This window comes from Flavobacterium panacis (genome assembly GCF_024649945.1).
Taxonomy (GTDB): domain Bacteria; phylum Bacteroidota; class Bacteroidia; order Flavobacteriales; family Flavobacteriaceae; genus Flavobacterium; species Flavobacterium panacis.
The window spans coordinates 352522-375068 of sequence record NZ_JANKMS010000001.1 but is presented as its reverse complement, the minus strand read 5'-3'; the positions used below and the strand labels follow the sequence as shown (position 1 = coordinate 375068).

Genomic DNA, 22547 nt, shown 5'->3' with positions numbered 1-22547 from the left:
AAGTTTTATTTTGTAATACTGGTATATGCAGGGTTATTATAGCTGTCAAAATATTTAAAAGTAAGTTGAAATTCCTAAGTTAAACCCGTCAGTAATAGTAGGTGGGTTGGAAAAAATATCCCGTTGTTTCAAATATCGATAATTAAGGCGGATCACTGTTTGGGAGGTCGGCCTAAAACTAACAGCAGGCATTATGCTCCATAAATCTTCCCCAATATTACCACCGGTTTCTTTAAAGCTTCCAACATTCCAATCTACATATTCCAATCTACATGCAACATTTATCGCAGCTTTCTGCCAGCCTAAAATTGTTTTTGTCAATATAGGTTGCACAATATCTATAAATCCCCCTTTCTGTTTTTTGCCAAATTGTTGCGAATAAGTATCAGGTACATCAACATAAACCCATGCAAATTCAGAAGTGATAAAAGTTTTTATTCTTGGAAGCGTTGTATTAAAATCTAAAGCAAAAACAGATACACGTCTCTTCTTATCTATTGTAATGCCATCATCCTCAAATTTATTATAGATACCGCCCATATAAGAAATTCCAAGTTCTCCGACTTTAGTATTCCGCAGAGCAATTTTTCCCGTAAACAAGGGTTCTCCACTATTAATTTCTTCAAATCTTTCAGGGTTTTCTTTTGCCGCGGGTAAGAAAGTTTTGTTTTCTGTATTTTCAATTATTGAGTTATCAAAATTTCCGGAGAGATAGGCCTCATAACCAAACATCCATTTCTCAGAGTATTTTTTTCCAAAAATGCCAACCCCGGCGTTACTGAAAGTTGCTGGCAACATTTGAGTGGAAGAAATAGGTCTATCTGTAAAATCCCATTTTGGGCCATCATGATTTTGATTGAAAGACCCAATAGGATTTAAAATGATACCTGCGCGAAGATTTATCAACGGGTCAAACTCTACATCGACGGAAGCGAATTCAATAGAGATTTCTTTGCCACCGTCTTCAAACTCAATCTCGCTCAAAAATTTAATTTTTCTGCTAATGGAAGATGATATAAAAATAGATAGTCTTCTAGCTTGAAATTGATTGCCTTCGGAAATTCCGTCAGTTGTCATTTTTTGCCAGTTCATTTCAAGATAACCTCCTATTGATATGGGAGTCTTATTTATCTTCAAAGCCGGTCTGTTGTAAAGAGCATCCATGTTTAAGATATTTTTTACAGTATCTTTAGGTACTCTTTTTAATAAACTAGGATCGATCTGTGAATAGCAATATGTAGAAAAGATTAAAATTAACAATGCGGGTATTACTTTTATTTTCAATCTCATTTTAAAGATATTTTTAAAATATTGTTTTCTATTGTGACCGGGAATTTTCTTAAGTCTGTATCTGCGGGACCGGTCTCGATGTTCCCGCGATTGCTGAATTCGCTTCCATGAGCCGGGCATTGAAGTTTATCTCCAAAAACTTGTAATTCAGCACCCTGATGCGTACATAACATAAACATGGCACAATAATCACTCTCACTAAATCTAAATACACATATTGGGGCTTTTAATATGTCATTTTGAATTACTATATACTTTTTAAATGCAGATTTTGTCCCTTTTTGAATTATAAAATCAGAAATTGGGACTAAGAGATCAGATTCCTTTATTTCTCTTGAAATTTGGGAAGAAGAGCAGCCTTGCAGTATTGTCGTTCCTGATATTGCAGCAAGACAGCCGAAACCGCATGCTTTTAGAAATTGTTTTCTGTCCATACTATAATGATTTTATAAATTTCAGCAAAGCCTGTTTATCTTCTTTAGAAAGCTTTTCAAATGCATATTTACTTTTCTGTCCCTCGCCGCCATGCATTAGTATCGCCTGCTCTATGCTTTTTGCACGGCCATCATGCATTAAAAACAAATTACCTCCCTGCGAGTTCTCGGAAAGGCCAATGCCCCAGAGGGGAGGGGTTCTCCACTCAGAAGTTTTTGCGCTGCCTTCTGTATAGCCATCATCCAATCCTGGACCCATATCGTGTAGGAGCAGATCAGTATAAGGTGCAAAAGTTTTATTTGAAAGCGAGTTAATTGGAGAATAACTTGTTTTTAATTCTGATCTGTGGCAGCCTGTACAACTTATTTGATTAAAAATAACTTTGCCTCGGATAACGGCAGGATCGTTTTGGCTTCTTTGGATGGGAGCCTTTAATGTTTTCAGATAAAACACAACATCATTTACTTTTGAAGTAGCGATTTCAGGGTCAATTTCTAAAGCAGAGTAGTGGTCAATAGGATTAAATATAGAAGTAATGCCCATATCTTGGTTGTATGCATTAACTGTTTGATGAAGTAGATCGAATGCTGAAGCTTTCTTGCCATATCTTCCAATATATTTGCCATTTTTTGATATGGCATTAGAACTTACAATAGCATAATCAGGTATGTTAATCCAGTTTACATTCCCTGAAATTCCGTCATCATCAACATCTTCAGGGTCAGTCATTGCAATTAGATCGGCATCTGAGACATACTGTAATAATCCTAATCCTGTGATAGATGGAGGCATAAAGGTGGAGAATGATGTGCCTGAAGGGATTTCTTCTGGAATAAAACCAGGTAGTGCACGGTTTTGAAGCTGCGGTCCTCCTAGTTTAATGAAATGATTGCCTGTTTCGTCAATTTGTCCAAAGCGAACTAAGCTGGTAAAAGGATGCCCTTTTCCGTCTCCTGCATGGCAGCTGATACAACTGGTACTTACAAAGGTTGGACCAAGGCCGGATGCCCTGTTAAAAACTTCATTAACTGCCTGGTCGCCTTTTAAAAATTGAGTTGATTCAGAAGCCGATAACCCTTCGATTGAGCCGTCTAAAAGTTTATCATCTTGCGGTAAATCTACAAAGCTGGTTTCACAGGAAACAAGCCCTATGTTTAAGACTACTAGTATGAAAGATGTCTTTAAAAATATATTTATATTTGCCATTATTTATTTTTTAGACAAAGCTAAAAATATTTTTAAAACAATTATGATTTATATTTGAATATTTTTTTTAATATTTCGATACTCTATGGCAGATGCTACTGCGTAAATAATAATTAATTTGAGTAAATTAGGTTTACCAATAGAAATTCAGAATTAATACAAAATTGTAAGTTTCCTTTGCATTAGCAGACGATATATAAAAACATACAATTATTTAAAACAATATTTTTTAATAAATGATTAAGTTTAAAATACCAGTGATCAATCAAATCAGGGTTTAGTTTTAACCGTTTAAAAATAATTTATAAATTTATATAAATGTAAAATATTGTTTTTTAGGTGTTTAGGTTGATTAAAGTAAATTTGCAATCCAATTGCAGAAACTATTTTGTAAATTTGTCTTAATATGAGATGGAAAACAACAATATTATTAGTATACATTCTTGGACTGCTTGCAGTTCCATGCAGTGACGTCTATAATACATGTCTTGAAGCGAAGTCTCAGAAGAAAGAACTGGCTCATAATCACAATCAGGATCACGATGACCATTGTACACCTTTCTGTCAATGTTCATGCTGCAGTGTTTCGGCTGTAAAATTTAATTTTAAGATGCCGGAATTTAATTTTCCCCAAAATATAATCAATGTTAAACATGCGGTTATAAAAGACTGTCAGGTAATTTCCAGCTATTTTGGAAGCATATGGCAGCCTCCCAAATTTTTCGTTTAAGTTTTTTGAATTGTGCAATTGATGCATAGTAATTATTGGTATTCAATAATGGCTTGCGAGACGCTACGTTTTCGATTCCTGAATGTTTTCAGTGATTGATCTTGCACATTCTAATTTTTCTCCAGTATTTGCTGGCGATCACATTATTTTCTAAACGTTAAAATTAATTACATTGTGTTAGATAGTATAATTAAATTCAGTATTAAAAACAAAATCATTATTGGTTTAATGACTTTGGTCCTAATAATATGGGGCGCCTGGAGCGCAACTAAACTGCCCATAGATGCCGTACCTGACATCACCAACAATCAGGTTCAGATTATAACAGCATGTCCAACTCTTGCCGGTCAGGAAGTGGAGCAGTTGGTTACCTTTCCAATTGAACAGAGCATTGCCACTGTTCCGAAAATCGAGGAAATCAGAAGTATTTCCCGCTTTGGGCTTTCGGTTATTACTGTGGTTTTTGACGATGAGACCGATATTTACTTTGCCAGACAGCTTATAAGCGAGAGGCTGAAAGAAGCGGTAGACAGAATACCGCAGGGAATCGGAACACCGGAAATGGCTCCTGTGAGCACGGGTCTAGGGGAGGTTTACCAATATATCATCCATCCTAAAAAAGGAAGCAAAAATAAATATAATGCCAAAGATCTGCGTACCATGCAAGATTGGATTGTGGCTAGACAATTATACGGAACCCCTGGAATTGCGGAGGTAAACAGCTTTGGAGGGGAGCTGAAGCAGTATGAGGTCGCGGTAAATCCCGATAGGCTCCGCGCAATGGGAGTAAGCATACCGGATATTTTTACGGCGCTGGAGAAAAACAACCAAAATACCGGCGGCGCATATATCGATAAAAAGCCAAATGCATATTTTATAAGGGGCATTGGTCTGGTAACTTCTCTTGACGATGTCAAAAAGATCGTGGTTAAAAATACTGGCGCAGCTCCTGTTTATGTAAGCGATGTAGCCGAAGTGAGATTTGGCAATGCAGTGAGATACGGTGCCTTGACATTCAATGGAGAAGTTGATGCAGTGGGCGGTGTCGTGATGATGCTTAAAGGAGAGAACAGCAACGAGGTTGTCAAACGCATTAAGGAAAAACTGCCAACTATCCAGAAATCGCTGCCTGACGATATTGTTATTGAGCCATACCTTGACCGTACAGACCTTGTGGGCCGTGCTATCAGCACCGTTGAAAAGAACCTTGTTGAAGGTGCATTGATCGTAATATTTGTACTGGTATTATTCTTAGGGAATTTCCGTGCAGGACTTATAGTTGCCTCTGCTATTCCTTTGGCTATGCTTTTTGCCCTTGGACTTATGAACGTTTTTGGGGTAAGTGCCAATCTAATGTCACTTGGAGCCATTGATTTCGGTTTAATTGTTGATGGAGCGGTAATTGTGGTTGAGGCTACGCTTCATCATCTGGCTATGCGCAAGTCGCTCAAAAATCTTACCCAGGATGAAATGGATGATGAAGTTTTCGAGTCTGCTTCTAAGATCCGTACCAGTGCTGCCTTTGGAGAAATTATCATTTTAATTGTATATATCCCGATCCTGACCCTTGTCGGCGTTGAAGGAAAAATGTTTCGCCCGATGGCGCAGACAGTGGGGTTTGCAATATTTGGAGCATTAATATTATCTCTTACCTATATCCCGATGATGTGTGCTTTGTTTTTATCTAAAAAGCCGCAGCACAAAGAAACATTCAGCGATAAGATGATGAATAGAATCCAGAGCGTATATCAGCCTCTTCTCCAGAAGGTGATTGACTTTAAATATGCTGTGGTGGGTGCTACCGTTTTAATTTTCTTTGCGGCTGTCTTTTTCTTCACAAGAATGGGAGGGGAATTTATTCCGCAGCTGCAGGAAGGGGATTTTGCGTTCCACTGCATCCTTCCGCAGGGAAGTTCGCTGAACCAGAGCATTGAGACTTCGATGCAGGCATCCAGAATAATCAAAAAGTTTGATGAGGTCAAGATGGTCGTTGGTAAAACAGGTGCGGCAGAAGTTCCAACTGATCCGATGCCTCCTGAGGCCAGTGATTTGATGGTGGTGCTGAAACCGCAGAAAGAATGGAAATCAGGAAGAACCTATGATGAACTTGCTGAAGCTATCAGTGAGGAGCTCGAAGTGATACCCGGCGTTTTTTTTGAAAAGAACCAGCCGATCCAGATGCGTTTCAATGAGCTTATGACCGGTATCAGACAGGACGTTGCCGTTAAGATATTTGGCGAGAACCTGGATACTCTTTCACAGTACGCCAAAGAAGTGGGTGCAGTGATCCAGAGCATTCCGGGGGCTACTTCGCCGCAGATTGAAAGAGTGAGCGGCCTTCCACAGATCAATATTGAATATGACAGGACCAGAATTGCCAACTACGGACTTACGATCGAAGATGTGAATGGCGTTGTCAGCACTGCATTTGCGGGAAAAAGCACAGGACAGGTATATGAAAACGAACGACGTTTTGACCTTGTTGTGCGTCTTGACAGCGTCCACAGAACCAGCATAGACGATGTGAGCAACCTGATGATCCCTACCAATACAGGAATACAGGTGCCTTTATCTCAGGTAGCTAAAATCGACTATAAATTAGGTCCGGCACAGATCAGCAGGGAAGCGGGCAAAAGAAGAATTGTAATTGGATTTAATGTGGCTGGCCGTGATGTACAGAGTGTGGTGCAGGACATCCAGAAAAAGCTGGCTGAAAAAGTGAAGCTTCCTCCAGGATATTATTTCACTTATGGTGGACAGTTCGAAAACCTGCAGGCGGCAAGTGCAAGACTTATGATTGCAGTGCCGGTTTCGCTTCTTTTGATCTTCGGGCTGCTTTATTTCACATTCCGTTCTTTCAAACAGGCTATGCTTATCTTTACCGCTATACCAATGAGCGCCATTGGGGGAATTTTTGCCCTTATGCTTAGAGGGATGCCTTTCAGCATCAGTGCCGGAATTGGATTCATTGCATTATTTGGAGTAGCGGTGCTGAATGGTATCGTGCTTATCGGAACTTTCAACCAGCTTGAAAAGGAAGATATGGATAACATTTTTGAGAGAGTCAAAGAGGGGACAATCACAAGGCTTCGCCCCGTTCTTATGACGGCAATGGTGGCATCACTGGGATTCCTGCCGATGGCGATGAGCAGCAGCGCAGGTGCGGAGGTTCAGAAACCGCTTGCAACAGTTGTAATCGGAGGTCTTGTTACAGCGACATTCCTTACATTGTTTGTGCTCCCATTACTCTATATAATCTTTAACACTAAATTTGATTTTAAAGAACGATTTAAAATGAGAAATGCAACAGCCGTACTTATACTGCTGCTTGCAGGTCTAGGATCTGCAAATGCGCAGCAGAGGATTCCAATTGACAAAGCTGTTGAAACCGCCTTACAAAGCAATCAGCAGCTGGATATTAATAAAACTGAAATCCAAGCAGCTGGACTGAATGTAAAAACTGCCGTTGACATGCCTAAAACAGGTATCTTTGCAGAGAATGAAGATTTAAGACCTTCAGATAAGACAGGGATTTTAAAAATAGGAATTTCTCAAAGTTTTGCATGGCCGGGTCTTTATGCCGCTAGAAAAAGCTATTTCAAGGATCAGTTGAAGTACACCCAGCTTAATACAGCTCTACTTAACGCAACGATCAAAAGAGATGTACGTACGGCATATTATAAACTTTGGTACCTTCAGGATAAACAGCTTTTATATCAGCGTCTGGACAGTATTTACACGCTCCTTTCAAAGACTGCAGAAGTGCGTTTAAAAGCCGGGGATGTCGCACAGCTGGATAAAATTGCGGCAGATGCAAAACTTCAGGAATTAAAAGCCTTTTCGGAACAGAACAAGAAAGACATGACCGTTCAGCAGCAACAGCTTATGATGCTTCTGAACCTGAATGAATGGCTGCTTCCTTTGGAAGCACCTCTTGGTAAAGCAGAGGTAAATTTTTCTGAAAGCAACGGTATGCATCCGTTGCTAACACTGCAGGAACAGAATGTAAAGATAGCATCTTCAAATGTTTCGATTATGAAAAACAGCAATATGCCGGAGCTTTCAGGAAGGGTTTTCAGCCAGAGGCTCTATGGGCTGGATGATCCTTATACAGGTTTTTCAGCAACTGCATCATTTCCTCTTTTCGGTGCCGTATCAGCGCATAACAAGGTAAAAGCGGCAAAAGCGGAGAAAGAAGTGCAGGAGAAAAATCTTGTATATCAGACTCAGCTTCTCCAGACCCAGAAGGCTTCTTCTGCAGCGGAAATTGAAAAGAACCTTTCGCTTCTGAATTTTTATGAGACCTCTGGACTTAAGCAGTCGGAAGATATTATAAAAGCTTCAACTCTAAGCTACCGCTCGGGTGAAATCAGTTTTGCGGAACTTGGACAATTTTTAAGCCAGGCTGTTGGGATCCGCCAGAACTATCTTGATGTTTTAAATCAATTTAACCTTTCAGCGGTGCAGTTTGATTATTTCAATAATAAATAAATAATGTAAAACCTGTGGGAGATACATAATCTCACAGGGTAATTTTAAAATAGAGTATAAATGAAAGTCAAAATTCAATTATTAATCGCGGTTGCGGCGATATTCTCACTTGTAAGCTGTGGGCAAAAAAGCAATGCAAGCGAAAACGGAGCCAAAACTGAACAGGCAGAAGGAGCAAAAGAAGAAGGACATGGTGAGGAAGAAGCTGCGGTAATTGCCGTATTAACCCAGGATCAGATTAAAGCTGTTGGGATAACACTGGGAACTATTGAGAGCAAAAATCTAACTGCTGCAATAAAAGCCAACGGGGCTTTGAGAGTTCCTAATAATAATAAAGCAAATGCTACATCATTATATGGTGGAGTAATTAAAACCCTAAAGGTACAGCTGGGAGACCATGTACGCAAAGGGCAGGTTATAGCAACTATTGAGAATCCGCAGTTTATCCAGCAGCAGGAAGAATACATTACAATCAACAGCAGAATTATCAACGCAGAGCAGGAACTGCAGCGCCAGCGAGATCTTCAGGCAGGAAATGCAGGAGCACTAAAAAACCTGCAAAATGCAACTGCAGAAGTAAATGCGCTTCGTGCACGCAAAGCGTCACTGCAGAAACAGATCCAGCTTATGGGAATCAATCCGGCGACTGTATCTGCGTCGAATTTAAGGTCGGCATTAACAGTTACAAGTCCGGTTACTGGTACAGTAAGTGCCGAATTTGCTAAAATTGGAAGCTACGTGGATGTTTCTTCTCCTGTTGTGGAGATTGTTGACAATCAGCTGATCCACTTAGACCTTCAGGTGTTTGAGAAAGATCTGCCTATGATAAAGGTAGGGCAGATCGTAAACTTTACACTGACTAACAATCCTACTGCTTCTTATACGGCAAAGGTTTTTAATATTGGTTCTTCTTTTGAAAATGAAAGCAAGACTGTGGCAGTTCACTGTACTGTTACAGGGAACAAAACAGGACTTATTGATGGAATGAATATTACAGCAATGGTTAGTGTTGGTACAGCTCTTACAACTGCAGTTCCAAATGATGCCATTGCAGAGGCAGACGGTAAATTCTACATCTTTGTTAAAACAGATAAAAAACCTGAAGAGCACGAAGAAGCAGAAGGCGGGGAAGGAGCCGAAGCTGGCGAAAAGCATAGCCCGGAAGAGGAAAAGAAAATTGCTGCAACAAGCATGAACTTCGAAAAAGTCGAGGTTAATAAGGGTGTTTCAGAGGTTGGATACACTGCGGTGACCCCTGTTAAGGAAATACCTGCAGGAACGCCAATTGTGACCAAGGGCACTTTTTTCGTCAATGCCAAACTAAGTAATTCGGGAGAGCACGAACACTAGAAATATCAAGAATTTATTGCAGGCTCCTGTTTGACATTGATTAACTATGAATGTAAAGAATTACCCCCTTACTTCTTTAATTCCTAGTTCTCGATTCAGGGCCTGCATCAATTTAAAGTACTTTTTATAATAGCAATACGTACGTATTTAATTGTTAAAAATTAAACCAATTAGCTGAGGTTAAAAATAAGCTTCGTAAATTTACTAGAGTAGGTGCCGAATGCAAATATTTCCGGTTTTCTTTTTAAAGTGAAAATTTATATGAAAAAAGTAACAGAAGCCGTCTTTGAAAGTAAAAAGATACGTCTCACAACGATGCGTATCCTAATCTATGAATATCTGGAAACCGTTACGGCTGCGCTATCTCTGGCAGAAATTGAGAAATTTTTTCATAAGGCAGATAAAGTAACAATTTACAGGACTCTTCAGACATTTCAGGAGAAAGGCTTGGTTCATAAAATCCTTGACGAAAATGTCGTTAAGTACAAACTTTGCGCGGACTCTTGCGGTGAAGATTACCACAATGACAGACACCTTCACTTTTACTGTAAAAAGTGCAATGAGACAACCTGCAGAGATGAAATTATTCTGCCCAAAAGCTTGGAAGAAAGTTTTCAAATTGATGAGGTGCAGATATTAGTAAAAGGAATATGTGAGAAATGCCTAAAATCAGTTTAGATAAAAGAATAATTAGGAGTAGAGAATTTAAAGAGAAATTGTTGAATTTTTATTACCAAATTAAATGTTGTTAGATAAAAAAATATCAGTTATATATTTTCTTAAACAGATTAAGTCTCAGATAATTCTCATTGTGGTATTTGCAGTGGCAATAGGCCTTCTGGATATGATGCCTGTATTCAAGGAGATAGCCCTCCCCCTTAGTATTCCTGCTTTGGTGGGAACTGTAGTTTCACTGCTGCTTGCCTTTAGGACAGCCCAATCCTATGAGAGATGGTGGGAAGCAAGAACGGTGTGGGGAGCGATAGTGAATGATTCCCGCACTTTGATCAGACAGGTAACGCAGTTCACTTCAAAAGATAATAAACAAATTGCAGATCAATTTACGGAAAGACAGATTATCTGGGTTTATGCCCTTGGTGAAGCGCTTCGCAGAAAGCCTTTTTCCCCAAAGGTTTTGACCTATCTTAATTTTCATAAGATAAATGGAGGCAATATTCCAAATGCACTTCTTGACAAACATTCCGATGATATTGCCCTTCTGGAACAGAAGGGAATCATTTCAGATTTTAAACAGGTGCAGTTAAATGAGACGCTTGCCAGATTATGTGACAGCATGGGTAAATGTGAGCGAATTAAAAACACCGTTTTTCCTAAATCTTACAGTCTTCTGGTACATACCCTGATATATGTTTTTGCTGCCATACTTCCTTTCGGGCTTGAAGATTCCCAACTGGCAGTAGAAGTCCTTATCACAATCCTGATTCCCCTGTTGTTCATTTCAATTGAGAAAACTGCAATTATCATGCAGGATCCATTTGAAAATACACCAGTCGACACGCCGATGACTTCACTTGCCCAGACCATTGAGATCAATCTTCTTGAAATGACAGGTGCGCAGGAAATTCCTGTAAAACCTAAGAATAATGAGTATTTCGAGATGTAAATTATTATTAATCTAAAATTAGCCTGCTATGGATATCGAGTTTGAACTGCTGCTTTCTGCCAAATTACTGCTTGCTGTTATTCTTGGGGGAATTATTGGTCTTGAAAGGGAACGCGAGCAACAGAATTCGGGAGTAAGAACCTTTGCCTGCATATGTGTCGCGTCGTGCCTTTTCGTCTCGATTTCGGCGCATTTGACCGCCGATAAATCGGCAATTGCCAGAATGCTGGCTGCAATTGCGACAGGACTTGGATTCATAGGTGCAGGACTAATTTTCAGGGATGATAAAAATCTGCCTAAAGGACTCACTACCGCATCTGGTCTGTGGACCACATCGGCAGTGGGAATGGCTATTGCACTTAACATGTTTGTCATTGCTGTGGCGGCGACCCTTATAATACTGCTTATTTTCACCATAAATCAGTTTCCATGGTACAGAAGATTAGTAGACAGATTGATTAAGAGTAAAAAGAGGACTAACTGAACCAATGTATTTCCTTTTATAGGTATCACAATCTTATGGACAACGATACCGTATTTTTTAACCTTATAAATTAAAATAACATGGAACACAAACATAAATATGATAAAGACGGAAAGCAAATCTGCTGTACTCAGACAGAGAAAGTGTATGTTAAGGCAGGTGCAAAGGAATTGCTGAAGGGCCATAGTGAAAATGACGGCCATAATCACGCGCACACTAAAGACGACGGACACAACCATGCCCATAGTGATGATGACGGACACGACCACAGCAATGTAGAAGGAGGTCCTTTCAAAATGTTCCTTCCTTCCATCATTTCGCTGGTTATGCTGCTTCTGGCGATTGCTTTTGACAACTGGATAAAACTGCCTTGGTTTTCGGGTGCGGTCAGGTTTGTATGGTATCTTGTTGCCTACCTTATTGTCGGTTTTCCGGTAATCAAGGATGCTTTTAAAAGTATCACAAAAGGCGAAGTATTCTCAGAATTCCTGCTTATGAGTATAGCTACAGTAGGAGCATTCATTATTAAAGAATACCCCGAAGGTGTCGCCGTTATGCTTTTTTATGCAGTAGGAGAGGTATTCCAGACACTTGCCGTTTCCAGAGCGCAGAGAAATATCAAAAGCCTTTTGGACCAGAGGCCTGATGAAGTGACTATACTTGTTGACGGAAAGCCTAAAACGGTAAAAGCGGAAGAAGCTGGCATTGGTGATATTATCCAATTAAAACCAGGTGAAAAATTAGGGCTTGACGGAGAACTGTTAACAGACGGTGCATCTTTTAATACTGCTGCACTTACCGGAGAGAGCAAGCCTGATACCAAATCAAAAGGAGAGACGGTTCTGGCAGGAATGATCAATTTAAATGTTGCGGCACAGGTAAAAGTCACTGCAGCTTATACAGAAAGCAAACTGAGCCGAATACTGGAGCTTGTTCAGAATGCGACAGCCCAAAAAGCGCCTACAGAGCTTTTTATAAGACGATTTGCAAAAGTTTATACGCCGATTGTTGTTTTTCTGGCTATAGGCATCTGTCTGCTGCCTTACTTCTTTGTAGACAATTATGACTTTAACAGCTGGCTTTACAGAGCCCTTGTATTTCTTGTTATTTCCTGTCCTTGTGCACTGGTGATTTCAATACCCCTTGGTTATTTTGGTGGAATCGGTGCAGCAAGCCGAAACGGCATATTATTCAAGGGAAGTAATTTCCTGGATGTAATGGCTTCGATCCAGAACGTGGTCATGGATAAAACAGGTACTATGACCGAGGGGGTCTTTAAGGTTCAGGAAACGGTTTTCAAACCGGAGTTTGATAAGGACGAAATTTTAAGAATGGTCAATGCTGTGGAGAGCCAGAGCTCTCATCCTGTTGCCACTGCAATCCATGAATTTGTTGGTGAAGTTGACAGTTCCATTAAGCTGGAAAGCACCGAAGAGATTGCAGGCCACGGACTGAAAGCTGTAATCAACGGCAAAGAACTGCTTGCAGGTAATTTCAAGCTTATGGATAAGTTCTCCATCAGTTATGATGTTGATCCCGCTTCTATAGTTTATACTACAATTGCAGTAAGCTACGACAAAAAATATGTCGGTTATATAACAATAGCCGATAGTATTAAGGAAGACTCACAGCTGACAATCGATCTTCTTCATAAGCTGAACATTAAAGCAACAATGCTGAGCGGTGATAAGGGCAGTGTCGTAAAATTTGTTGCTGATAAATTGGGAATCGACAATGCTTACGGAGACCTATTGCCTGAAGATAAGGTAAACAAAGTCAAGGAAATCAAGGCGCAGTATGGAACTGTAGCCTTTGTCGGCGACGGAGTGAATGATGCCCCTGTTGTTGCTTTGAGTGATGCCGGAATCGCGATGGGGGGACTTGGAAGTGATGCGACTATTGAAACGGCAGATGTTGTTATTCAGGATGATAAACCGTCCAAAATACCAATGGCAATAAATATTGGCAAGCAGACAAAGAAAATCGTCTGGCAGAATATTACACTTGCATTTGTTGTCAAAGGTATAGTCCTCATTCTGGGAGCCGGCGGACTTGCCACGATGTGGGAAGCGGTATTTGCCGATGTTGGTGTATCGCTTATTGCGATCTTAAACGCGGTACGCATTCAGAAAATGAAATTCTAAGAAAAGAAAGGCAAGAGTTTCTAAATTCTACATTTTAAAAATCCTAATTTTTTTGCTGCCGGCCAAATGAAATCCTTAACCGGATATTCAGTTGGTCAGGACAGCAAGGTCTAGGCTTGCCTAATTTCAATGGGTCTAATCTTTTAAAAAGCAACCTGCAGACGTAAAATGCTACATATTAAACAGACAGTTTTACCGGTAGCTGCCATTGCACGATAGCTAATGCTACAGGTTTAAAACTCTCATTTTGAATTTTACTGGAAATGAAAAAAAGGAATAAAAAATATTATCCAAATGTGCAGAAAACAGGAAGAATGCAGAAGGGAAAGCCTGTAAAAAAGAAAAATAAATTTTCCGTTGTAAATATTGGAAAGACTATTATTCTTGTAATTCTGGGACTTGCTATGGTTGTTGGAATTATCATCAGAGCCCGGCATTTTATTTTGTATCACCTGATGAGTAAGCCAGAGGAGAAAACTATCAAAACGATACCCGCCAAAGAGGGCAAACCCAATACTTTGAAAAAAAATGGAAGCGACTAAAATTAAAGCAGAAAAGGTTAAATAGTTAATTCCCGGCCGCAGTTTCTACAGGACTGTGACAATTTTTATTTTAGAATATCATTTACAAAACTGTCTGTTTTATTGACCTAAGACAAATTGAATATGAAAAGAAATGTAAATATTTCGGGTCTGGTTCTTCAAATTCTTCAGGATAACAGAGGAAGATTATTTAAGCTTGATGAGCTGGTCCAGATTATTTATCCCTCAGACGGAAAAGGGCAGGAGAAGGAAAATCAAGCAATTATCCTAGATATCCTTATATTTTTGGACGATCAGAAAATGCTTGTATTGGATTTTGAAACCGATGAAAGTTCAATACCTTTATAATTGTCCATTACACAAATACGGGAGGCAGGAATTGTATTTTCAATTCTGGCTGTTTGAGAAAAATATTTCCCAGATAACCTTCCCCGTAGGGAAGGAAAATCTGAAAAATCCAAACTAAATCTTTATACGAGCACATTGAGCGCTCCTGGAATTACTGAAATTTTGCAGAAATTGGTTTTAAGGTTATAGTGTTCCCCGTCTATCTGTGCATCGGTATAGATTTTCAGGGGCATTTCTATCCTTAGGTTCTGCACCTGATGGTGCTGGGCTTTTGCAAATCTACCGACAGTTCCCTGCAGGACATGAAATCCTAAAGCGATTTTCTCTGTAAAGGATAATTCCGGAATTAAAATCAGATCCAGTAATCCGTCCGTCAGCATTGCATTAGGTGTAAGACTCATACCGTATCCCATTTCATTTGAGTTGGAAATAAATATCATGAACGTTTTTAGGTTGATGATTTTATCATCAAATGAAATTACAGCCGGCTGCGTCCTGTACTCAAAACTGGAAAGAATCGCGGCCTTAATGTAAGAATAGAGTTTTCGGCCCGAAGAATGTTCATATTTCTTTATAATCATTGCATCAATGCCGATTCCGGTATTGCTGAAAAAGTAATTCTGATTGATCTTTCCTGCGTCAATGAGTATTTTGTTTCCGTTTTTAATAATTTCCAGAGATTTCTTAAGATCCCGAGGTATGTTCAGGTGCGAGGCCAGGCCATTTCCTGAGCCCACCGGTATGATTCCAAGTTTTATATTGGTTCCCAAAAGGCAGGAGGCTACTTCATTGATCGTACCGTCCCCTCCGCAGGCCACAATAATGTCCGGGTGCTTCGATGCTGCTTTTTTGGCAAGTTCAATAGCATGTTTCTTGTTTAAGGTATAGTCTGCCTTTATTTTATATTTTTCAGGCTCGAAGAACTGCTTGATGAAAAACTCGGAAAGATGATGTTTTCCTCCGCCTGAAACGGGATTGATTATGAAATGTATATAGATCATTATTACTTCAAAAGTTTGTTTGTAAATAGATAATCTGCCGACTGATACCATGCAATGGTCTCCTGTAGAAAAGATTTATCCATAGGAATTTTGACAAGGCTGTTGTCAGTTTTGTTCCAGTCATAGAAGGCCTGTTTTTTCTGATCGGAAAGAATCATTACTTTTTCTTTTTTCATCAGCGCCAGCTTGCGGTATGTTCCCAAAAACGCGCGCTGTTCAAAGTCTGAAGCAAGGACGTCCTTTCCAAAGAAATCAGATTCGTAATGCCAGTTGAATAATGAAAACACCGTCGGCCAGAGGTCGATCTGAGAACATTGTTTCTGAATTTTTTGATTGTGCTTTTCAGGCATATTGACAATAAATGCGGGAATATGATAGTTGGCGACATCTATTTCGTCTTTACCGGCACTGCTTGCGCAATGATCTGCGATGATTATAAAAACGGTGTTTTTGTACCAAGGCTTGGTACGTGCCTTGTCAAAAAGCTGCTTCAATGCGTAATCGGTATATTTTACGGCCCCTTCGCGGCTTGTGCCTGAGGGAATGTCGATTTTTCCTGACGGATAGGTAAAAGGCCTGTGATTGGAGGTGGTCATGACAAAATTGAAGAAAGGTTTCCCATCCTTATACTGCTTGTCGGCAACGGTGATCATTTTATTGAAAATATCTTCATCGCAGATTCCCCATGCATTTTCAAACGTTACTTCCTTATCGGGAATATTGTTACGGACTGTTTTGATCTTATCGCTGAGAACGCTTCCGCGCCCCCTGTCATATATCGTGAATCCATTGCCCCCGAAATATGAATTCATATTATCAAAATACCCGTCCCCGCCATAAAAAAAGTTGCAGTCATAAGACTTTGATTTAAAAACATTACTGACTGTATACAGGTTCTGGTTATCTGGTCTTTTTACTATTGACTGTCCCGGTGTTGGGGGAATGCACAGCGTAACAGCTTCCATTCCTCTTACGGTTCTGGTTCCTGTGGCATATAAATCATTAAAGAAGATGCTTTTCTGAGCCAGACTGTCCAAAAAGGGAGTTATGTTTTCTTTATTTCCAAACTCCTTGAGGAAGCTTCCGCTGAAACTCTCCATCAGGACAAAGACAACATTTTTACGCTGCAGTGCAGACTGGCTGTCCCTGATGCTTCTGTGAATAGAGTAGCCCGTAGTAGTGAAAGTTGTAGTCGAATCTTTTAATTTATTTTTGACTATCCCAAAGGCATTGTCATTGTCAATCGAGGTATAGAAATCAGGGTATTTCATCTGATTATTTCTAAATGCCGCAAAAAAGGAGTAGATGCCTGATTTGGATATTTCCGAATTATATCTGTTGGAAGACCATTCCGCATGGTTGTTTGAAATAAAAGAAGTAAAAAACAAGGCAGCCGCCAGGGATATTCCCAGTACTGCCAGCCTAAGCCTTATATCAGAAGTAGATGAGAAAGTCTGCTTGAAGGCACCGCTTCTAAAAAATAAGTACAATACCATCAGCGAGAAAAAAAGTACCCCTGTAATAAGTGCGGGAAGAGGGTAGGACTGCTGGATATTGGCAACTACCTCATGGGTGTATATGAGATAATCGACAGCAATAAAATTAAAACGTGTCTTGAACTCATCCCAGAATGTCAGCTCGGCAAAAAAGGTAAATACCAAGATGAATATATTTAAGGATGTAAAAAAAGTAATTACTATTCGATCAGCAATAGAACCGGCCCATTTATCAGGCATAAATGTATAAAAAAGTATTCCAGGCAGTGATATGAAAATAATGGTGCCGGTATCAAAAAATAGACCTGTTAAAAGTGTTCTCAGCACATCTGTAATATTCCATGAAACTTGATCATACTGCCAGATAAAAAAAACAATTCTCAAGATTTGTGAAACGATTAAAAACCAGATCATAAAATGAACCAGCAGTGCGTACCTGCCGGTTCTCAAAGACAATTTACTCATAAACTTATTAATAACGCAACAAAGTTTACAACCCAATTTTGTAGTAATCCTGAATTTTGGTTTTTATTAAGAAATTCTGTAATTATTTGTAATAAAATTCATCTTTTTTGATGTAGTCCGGATATATGTTTTATCCTGTCTATGGATATGAAACTGATTTTCAGAAATGAATGCTGAATGAATGAAAATTATTGTAAAAGGAATAATTGACTTTCCAGCCGTTAAGTTCAGTAATCTTTTTTATGATCGAAAGTCCAAGTCCGTTTCCATTCGAAGAGGATCCGCTGTTAAAAAAACGATTAAAAAGTTTGTCGATAGGAAGTGGCTTATCGTCTCCTGTATTCAATACCTGCAGTTCGTTTTCCATTATCCTTATGATGATGTTGCCTTCACTGCGATTATGTCTTATGGCATTAAGCAGAAGGTTGTTAATTAAAATTTCAGTAAGGATAAGATTTCCGCTAATCTGCAGCTTTTCAGGAGCCTGAACATTTATTGCTATATTTTTAAGTTCAGCCTGTTCGGTAAAAAAATTAAGGTGTTTTTCAATATGATTGTTAATCGATATTGTATTTTTTTCCAGATAAATTTCGTGTTCAATTTTGGAGAGAAGCAGTAGGTTTTTGTTCAATCGGTTTAACTTGACCACATCCCTGCTTAATGATCCCAAAACCTGTGTTTGTTCCTTGTTGAGTTTCATCTGAAACAAAACATCGATTTTGTTCTGAAACAAAGCAAGTGGTGTCTGGAGTTCATGCGCAGCATTCTCAACAAATTCACGCTGGCTCTTATAAATAGCCGTATTCTTCTCAATGAGTGCCTCCAAGCTTTTATTTAGGCGGTCAAACTCATCGATGTCAGTTTCCACAAAATGCGGAGGTTTGTTTTTATCGATTTCAAATTCATGAATCTGATCCAGTGTGTTATAGAAGGGCCTCCAGCGTTTGGATGCCGTCTTCTTTGAAAGCCATACAATGCCAATAAAAAGTATTATAATTATGAAAGTAAACATGCCGGCAATACTGTACACAAGACGTTCCATTTCCAGAAGATGTATTTTTTCTGTGTATGTGTATTTCCTGCCTGCAATTTCTACAGGCGCGTAAATAATTCGGAACGGTTCTTTTTCTTCTGCAATCGGGTCCTCGATTGTTGTCCCTACAATAGAGTCCTTAGTAAGTCCCATGTCCGGCAGAATGGTAAAGTGCAGATTGAATCTGTTCCAGGTTTTGATATCGTCGGATGTGAAGTTCTTACTGCTCTGGTTAACAAAGGCATTTTTGTGCTGCTGGAGCACTTCTTCTGTTTCATAAATATACAGCCACTGGCTTACATAATAGAAAATGGGCGCACATATGAAAAGGATAACGGCTGCCAAGGCAAGGAAATCGCGTGTTGTTTTATGCAGTAATTTATTTTTGTTCATTTTTCCCATTTATATCCTTCACCGTAGATTGTTTTAATGTAGTCTCCAGATCCGGCTTTAGCCAATTTCTTTTTTAGATTCTTGATATGCGCGTATATAAAATCGTGGCTGTCCAGCATATCGGCCATATCTCCTGAAAGATGTTCTGCGATCGCCGCCTTGGAGAGTACTTTATCGGTATTACCTATTAGAAACAAAAGCAAGTTGAGTTCTTTTCTGGTGAGATCGAGTTTTTTACCTTTTACCACTACAGTTTTGGTAAAAACCTCAATTACAATCTCATTGAAAACAATAGAGTTGCTTCCTTTAAAATTTCTTCGTCTTACAAGTGCCTGCATTCGGACAAGCAGTTCAGCTAGATGGAAAGGTTTGGTAAGGTAATCGTCAGCACCAAGGCTGAAGCCTTCGATACGTGTTTCCAGATTTTCTTTCGCTGAGATTATAATAACACCATCAGTTTTATCTTTTTTTCGAAGTTCTTTTAGAATATCAAAACCATTGCCGTCAGGAAGTGTCAAGTCCAGAAGAATACAATCATAATCATAATTGTCAATTTTGTAAGCGGCCTCGATGTAATTATGTACAGTTTCACACTGGACTCCATTTTCCTTGAAATAACTTTTTATGCTTTCAGCAATCTGTTGCTCATCCTCGATAATTAAAATTTTCATGCTGGAAATTAAATTAACTTAATGACTTATGCGTCTATAAATTTAAGAAATTAAGCCCAGAGATTCTGTGTAAAAACTAAATTTAAAAAATTGGCACGTCATTTTTTATTAACTTGTAAAATTACAATTCGATTTTGAATTAATTCTGAATTTTCAAAATGTATTATTTCTGTGGACTATAGTATCGAATCAGTTTATATAAATTATGCTTTACCACTGGAAAATTTAAAATTGTTAAGTCCCCAGAATGATAGAATTGAAGAAAAATAAAAGATTAACCTATACTAAAGTCATGCGAAGGATTGTTTTTTGAGTTGTCTCTGTTTTGATCAAAAGGAAATTGGCTTTTAGAAAGATTTAGTTAAAAAGATTACTGTTTAACCAGATTCACTTTAGCAGCATTTTTTGTTCTGTTGGATTGGTGGACACGGCACACTTCCAAAACTACAATAAACACAGCAGTCTCCTTGATTTGGCTTAAGAGTTTGTTTGCAGTTTTCACATTCGTAGAAAAATTGGCATGCATCTGTCGGCATTGTTTCTTCTTTGCTGTGGGAGCAAAGAGGGCAGGTTATTATAGATTGTAGAACGATTTTCATTTTATTTTTTGTTAGTTACTGTATAGCCTGTTGAATTAATTGCTTTTTCAATTTCGGCAATTGTGATTTTGGAATTATCAAATTCTACAACAGCATTACCATTGGTATAATTTGCATCTGAATTTATTATTCCTTCTAATTTGTTTACTTCATGATTCACATGTTTTTCACAGCTGGCACAAGTCATTCCGCTGATTCTAAACTCAGCTTTTTGAGTGCTGGTTTCTTTCGCGACCAAGATTTTCTTTTCTGTATTTGGATAAAAAATGTTTGAGTAGTATGGAAACGAAAGCATAAGGAATGTAAATACTGTAATAATTCCTAGAAACATTTTTGAATTAACGAATTTCGGCTTTTCTTCTAAATCGCAGTTACAGTCTATCGGCTTTTTAGTTTTCAGCTTTTGATACCAAGCAAAACCAATAATTAAAACCGTCAGGCCGATGAAATAAGGCCTCATTGGTTCAAGCCATGAAAAAGCAGAAGCAATCCCGCTTGTTCCGGCAACTAATGCTAATATGGGCGTAATGCAGCACAATGAAGCAGCTACTGCTGTGAAAAATCCAGCTCCGATCATTTTATTCTCTGTTTTCATATTTTCTCTAAAATTTCGAAGAAAGGTCTTAGCATTTTTTCATACTCCTTTGTTAATGAATAGAAAATGGTCTGCGCTTCCCGTTTAGTTTCAATAAGTTTTCTGTCTTTTAGTTTCCGTAAGTGCTGTGAAATTGCAGAAATACTCATGTCAAGAATATCACTTATGTCACAAACACAGAGCTGTTTTTCTTCATAAAGCAAAAAAAGAATTCTTAATCTCACATTGTTGCCAGCCAATTCAAGCCCACTTGATAAATAGTCAAATGAGGCATTGAGTTCTGATACTCTGTCTTTACAGCGGATTATTTGTTTTATATCTGCCTGTTGCCGTATACAAGTTATATCTTCCATAATGCAAATTTATACTTTTTGCTTATTTAAGCAAATGCTAAAATACAAAACATTTGAATTAAATTTATGAATATTCCTGCGCATAAAAAAAGGCAACTTTTTGAGTTGTCTTTTAAGCATTAGGGTGAAAAAAAACTTTTTGCAATCCTTCAGAGCACAAGTTCCAGAATCGTCATGACAGCAATGCGTTGAACATTTCTCATATTTCTACTAAGCAGCTTTTGCAGATACCTGCTTTGTAAAATGCTTCTTTCTGAACCAGAATGCAAGATTTACCAGTGCAATAAGAGCAGGCACTTCTACCAGAGGACCTATAACACCTGCGAAAGCCTGGCCGCTGTTTATTCCAAACACTCCGATTGCCACAGCAATGGCAAGTTCAAAATTATTCCCAGTTGCTGTAAATGCTATAGATGTTGCTTTTGAATAGTCTGCCCCAAAATATTTACCAGTGAAAAAGCTGATGACAAACATCAAAGTAAAATAAATCACAAGCGGTATTGCAATACGCACAACATCCATAGGGATCTGAACAATAAGTTCCCCTTTCAGGCTGAACATTACAATGATCGTAAAGAGAAGTGAAATAAGAGTAATCGGCGAGATAAAAGGCACATACTTAGTTTCGAACCATTCAGAACCTTTTAAAGCTATCAAAGTGTAACGGCTTATGATTCCCAATGCAAAAGGAATACCTAGATAGATACCGACACTCTCAGCAATCTGTGCTATGCTGATGTTCACCTCAAAACCATCATATCCAAAATAGGGAGGGAGAATGGTTATAAAAATATAAGCGTACACACTGTAAAGCAGCACCTGAAAAATACTGTTAAGGGCAATAAGTCCTGCTGCATATTCACGGTTTCCGTCTGCCAGATCGTTCCATACCACAACCATTGCGATACAGCGTGCCAGACCGATCAGGATCACCCCGATCATGTATTCAGGATATCCGCTTAAAAACAGGAGCGCCAATAAAAACATCAAAACAGGGCCTACAATCCAGTTCAGAAATAAAGAGGCACCTAAGACTTTTGTGTTTTTGAAAACCTGTCCCATCTGCTCGTATTTTACTTTTGCCAGAGGCGGGTACATCATCAGGATAAGTCCTATTGCCAATGGAATGTTTGTTGTTCCGCTGGAGAAAGAATTGATGAAATCTCCGCTGGAAGGAATAAAGTATCCTATTGCCACACCTATAGCCATAGAAAGGAAAATCCAAAGGGTCAAGAAGCGGTCAAGGAAGCCTAGTTTTTTGCGTCCGACGGCTGGTGCACAGTTATTTGCTGACATT

At 38.9% G+C, this 22547-nt stretch carries 20 protein-coding genes; 9 read left to right on the top strand and 11 right to left on the bottom strand.

Annotated elements, in window-relative coordinates; genetic code table 11:
• Positions 1-54: 54 nt before the first annotated feature.
• The 3 genes from NQQ59_RS01775 to NQQ59_RS01765 are packed head-to-tail and all read right to left on the bottom strand — an operon-like array spanning position 55 to position 2931.
• Complete coding sequence (locus NQQ59_RS01775; protein ID WP_144213041.1) at positions 55-1290, bottom strand: hypothetical protein; 1236 nt, start codon at positions 1288-1290, stop codon at positions 55-57.
• Positions 1287-1724, bottom strand: coding sequence for a Rieske (2Fe-2S) protein (locus NQQ59_RS01770; protein ID WP_115887011.1), 438 nt, complete (start codon positions 1722-1724; stop codon positions 1287-1289). Before NQQ59_RS01770 ends, NQQ59_RS01775 begins: the two co-directional genes overlap by 4 nt.
• A 1-nt stretch (position 1725) precedes the next feature.
• The gene (locus NQQ59_RS01765; RefSeq protein WP_115887012.1) at positions 1726-2931 is read right to left on the bottom strand and encodes a di-heme oxidoredictase family protein; all 1206 of its coding nucleotides are present in this window, start codon (positions 2929-2931) and stop codon (positions 1726-1728) included.
• 406 nt (positions 2932-3337) lie between these two features.
• Between NQQ59_RS01765 and NQQ59_RS25310 the strand changes: the two genes are divergently transcribed.
• The 9 genes from NQQ59_RS25310 to NQQ59_RS01725 all read left to right on the top strand — a co-directional run bounded on the left by NQQ59_RS25310 (position 3338) and on the right by NQQ59_RS01725 (position 14644).
• Positions 3338-3661, top strand: a complete 324-nt coding sequence (locus tag NQQ59_RS25310; RefSeq protein WP_115887013.1) for a DUF6660 family protein — start codon at positions 3338-3340, stop codon at positions 3659-3661.
• A gap of 174 nt (positions 3662-3835) precedes the next feature.
• Positions 3836-8152, top strand: a complete 4317-nt coding sequence (locus NQQ59_RS01760; RefSeq protein ID WP_144213039.1) for a CusA/CzcA family heavy metal efflux RND transporter — start codon at positions 3836-3838, stop codon at positions 8150-8152.
• A gap of 60 nt (positions 8153-8212) precedes the next feature.
• Positions 8213-9502, top strand: coding sequence for an efflux RND transporter periplasmic adaptor subunit (locus NQQ59_RS01755; RefSeq protein ID WP_115887015.1), 1290 nt, complete (start codon positions 8213-8215; stop codon positions 9500-9502).
• A gap of 261 nt (positions 9503-9763) precedes the next feature.
• Complete coding sequence (locus NQQ59_RS01750; RefSeq protein ID WP_115887016.1) at positions 9764-10180, top strand: Fur family transcriptional regulator; 417 nt, start codon at positions 9764-9766, stop codon at positions 10178-10180.
• Between the two features lie 64 nt (positions 10181-10244).
• The gene (locus NQQ59_RS01745; protein ID WP_115887017.1) at positions 10245-11126 is read left to right on the top strand and encodes a bestrophin family protein; all 882 of its coding nucleotides are present in this window, start codon (positions 10245-10247) and stop codon (positions 11124-11126) included.
• A gap of 28 nt (positions 11127-11154) precedes the next feature.
• On the top strand, positions 11155-11610 hold the full coding sequence (locus NQQ59_RS01740) for an MgtC/SapB family protein (RefSeq protein WP_115887018.1): 456 nt from the start codon (positions 11155-11157) through the stop codon (positions 11608-11610).
• Positions 11611-11690: 80 nt separating this feature from the next.
• Positions 11691-13754: a heavy metal translocating P-type ATPase gene (locus tag NQQ59_RS01735; RefSeq protein ID WP_115887019.1), complete on the top strand. Its 2064-nt coding sequence runs from the start codon at positions 11691-11693 to the stop codon at positions 13752-13754.
• A gap of 263 nt (positions 13755-14017) precedes the next feature.
• Positions 14018-14296, top strand: coding sequence for a hypothetical protein (locus tag NQQ59_RS01730; protein WP_115887020.1), 279 nt, complete (start codon positions 14018-14020; stop codon positions 14294-14296).
• Positions 14297-14419: 123 nt separating this feature from the next.
• Positions 14420-14644, top strand: coding sequence for a hypothetical protein (locus NQQ59_RS01725; RefSeq protein WP_115887021.1), 225 nt, complete (start codon positions 14420-14422; stop codon positions 14642-14644).
• 122 nt (positions 14645-14766) lie between these two features.
• Here NQQ59_RS01725 and NQQ59_RS01720 read toward each other — a convergent pair whose 3' ends face one another.
• The 8 genes from NQQ59_RS01720 to arsB all read right to left on the bottom strand — a co-directional run bounded on the left by NQQ59_RS01720 (position 14767) and on the right by arsB (position 22546).
• On the bottom strand, positions 14767-15645 hold the full coding sequence (locus NQQ59_RS01720; protein WP_184162634.1) for a diacylglycerol/lipid kinase family protein: 879 nt from the start codon (positions 15643-15645) through the stop codon (positions 14767-14769).
• Between the two features lie 2 nt (positions 15646-15647).
• Positions 15648-17606: an LTA synthase family protein gene (locus NQQ59_RS01715; RefSeq protein WP_115887023.1), complete on the bottom strand. Its 1959-nt coding sequence runs from the start codon at positions 17604-17606 to the stop codon at positions 15648-15650.
• A gap of 160 nt (positions 17607-17766) precedes the next feature.
• Positions 17767-19032, bottom strand: a complete 1266-nt coding sequence (locus tag NQQ59_RS01710) for a sensor histidine kinase (protein ID WP_223678184.1) — start codon at positions 19030-19032, stop codon at positions 17767-17769.
• Positions 19029-19703, bottom strand: a complete 675-nt coding sequence (locus NQQ59_RS01705; RefSeq protein ID WP_115887025.1) for a response regulator transcription factor — start codon at positions 19701-19703, stop codon at positions 19029-19031. Before NQQ59_RS01705 ends, NQQ59_RS01710 begins: the two co-directional genes overlap by 4 nt.
• Positions 19704-20095: 392 nt before the next feature.
• The gene (locus NQQ59_RS01700) at positions 20096-20302 is read right to left on the bottom strand and encodes a GDCCVxC domain-containing (seleno)protein (RefSeq protein ID WP_115887026.1); all 207 of its coding nucleotides are present in this window, start codon (positions 20300-20302) and stop codon (positions 20096-20098) included.
• Between the two features lies 1 nt (position 20303).
• Entirely contained in the window at positions 20304-20897 is a 594-nt protein-coding gene (gene merTP / locus NQQ59_RS01695; RefSeq protein WP_115887027.1) for a mercuric transport protein MerTP, read from the bottom strand.
• Positions 20894-21250 (bottom strand): ArsR/SmtB family transcription factor, encoded by a 357-nt coding sequence (locus tag NQQ59_RS01690; RefSeq protein ID WP_115887028.1) that lies wholly within the window; start codon positions 21248-21250, stop codon positions 20894-20896. The genes merTP and NQQ59_RS01690 overlap by 4 nt, the downstream gene beginning before the upstream one ends.
• 210 nt (positions 21251-21460) lie before the next feature.
• Positions 21461-22546 (bottom strand): ACR3 family arsenite efflux transporter, encoded by a 1086-nt coding sequence (gene arsB / locus NQQ59_RS01685; RefSeq protein ID WP_115887029.1) that lies wholly within the window; start codon positions 22544-22546, stop codon positions 21461-21463.
• Between the last annotated feature and the right edge of the window lies 1 nt (position 22547).

Coding starts and splice junctions, on each gene's coding strand:
- NQQ59_RS01775 (WP_144213041.1), bottom strand. CDS start 1,290: ATGAGATTGAAAATAAAAGTAATACCCGCATTGTTAATTTTAATCTTT.
- NQQ59_RS01770 (WP_115887011.1), bottom strand. CDS start 1,724: ATGGACAGAAAACAATTTCTAAAAGCATGCGGTTTCGGCTGTCTTGCT.
- NQQ59_RS01765 (WP_115887012.1), bottom strand. CDS start 2,931: ATGGCAAATATAAATATATTTTTAAAGACATCTTTCATACTAGTAGTC.
- NQQ59_RS25310 (WP_115887013.1), top strand. CDS start 3,338: ATGAGATGGAAAACAACAATATTATTAGTATACATTCTTGGACTGCTT.
- NQQ59_RS01755 (WP_115887015.1), top strand. CDS start 8,213: ATGAAAGTCAAAATTCAATTATTAATCGCGGTTGCGGCGATATTCTCA.
- NQQ59_RS01750 (WP_115887016.1), top strand. CDS start 9,764: ATGAAAAAAGTAACAGAAGCCGTCTTTGAAAGTAAAAAGATACGTCTC.
- NQQ59_RS01745 (WP_115887017.1), top strand. CDS start 10,245: ATGTTGTTAGATAAAAAAATATCAGTTATATATTTTCTTAAACAGATT.
- NQQ59_RS01740 (WP_115887018.1), top strand. CDS start 11,155: ATGGATATCGAGTTTGAACTGCTGCTTTCTGCCAAATTACTGCTTGCT.
- NQQ59_RS01735 (WP_115887019.1), top strand. CDS start 11,691: ATGGAACACAAACATAAATATGATAAAGACGGAAAGCAAATCTGCTGT.
- NQQ59_RS01730 (WP_115887020.1), top strand. CDS start 14,018: ATGAAAAAAAGGAATAAAAAATATTATCCAAATGTGCAGAAAACAGGA.
- NQQ59_RS01725 (WP_115887021.1), top strand. CDS start 14,420: ATGAAAAGAAATGTAAATATTTCGGGTCTGGTTCTTCAAATTCTTCAG.
- NQQ59_RS01720 (WP_184162634.1), bottom strand. CDS start 15,645: ATGATCTATATACATTTCATAATCAATCCCGTTTCAGGCGGAGGAAAA.
- NQQ59_RS01715 (WP_115887023.1), bottom strand. CDS start 17,606: ATGAGTAAATTGTCTTTGAGAACCGGCAGGTACGCACTGCTGGTTCAT.
- NQQ59_RS01710 (WP_223678184.1), bottom strand. CDS start 19,032: ATGAACAAAAATAAATTACTGCATAAAACAACACGCGATTTCCTTGCC.
- NQQ59_RS01705 (WP_115887025.1), bottom strand. CDS start 19,703: ATGAAAATTTTAATTATCGAGGATGAGCAACAGATTGCTGAAAGCATA.
- NQQ59_RS01700 (WP_115887026.1), bottom strand. CDS start 20,302: ATGAAAATCGTTCTACAATCTATAATAACCTGCCCTCTTTGCTCCCAC.
- merTP (WP_115887027.1), bottom strand. CDS start 20,897: ATGAAAACAGAGAATAAAATGATCGGAGCTGGATTTTTCACAGCAGTA.
- NQQ59_RS01690 (WP_115887028.1), bottom strand. CDS start 21,250: ATGGAAGATATAACTTGTATACGGCAACAGGCAGATATAAAACAAATA.
- arsB (WP_115887029.1), bottom strand. CDS start 22,546: ATGTCAGCAAATAACTGTGCACCAGCCGTCGGACGCAAAAAACTAGGC.